Annotated in this window: 1 protein-coding gene; it reads right to left on the bottom strand. The window is 57.3% G+C overall.

The features are described 5' to 3' along the window. Positions 1 to 46 precede the first annotated feature (46 nt). On the bottom strand, positions 47 to 342 hold a 296-nt coding region (locus HX873_RS31490), incomplete at its 5' end, for a helix-turn-helix domain-containing protein (protein ID WP_305729314.1).

The following is a 342-nucleotide window of genomic DNA, read 5'->3' on the forward strand; positions in this document are numbered from 1 at the left end:
CACATTGGATTTTCTCTGTATTTGGAATTGTGTCTCTTTTTGGAGACTAGGCGATGCCCAGGGCAACCATTTTCTTATACAAGGTCGACCGACCCAGCCCCAGCCGCTTCGCCGCCTCCACCACATTCCCCTCACAGTGCTTCAACGCCGCCCCAATCACCTGCCGATCAAACCGCTCCCGGGCCGCGCTGAAACTCTCGCCCTCAACGGTCTCTACCGAACTCTGCTCAACCGGGCTGAATGTACCAATTGCTGCGCGAATTTCACTGGCATCCAGCACCAGGTCATCACTCAACAGTGCCGCCCGCTCCAGCACATTGCGCAGCTCGCGGATATTCCCCG

It is taken from the genome of Pseudomonas sp. P7758 (assembly GCF_013386485.1).
Taxonomy (GTDB): domain Bacteria; phylum Pseudomonadota; class Gammaproteobacteria; order Pseudomonadales; family Pseudomonadaceae; genus Aquipseudomonas.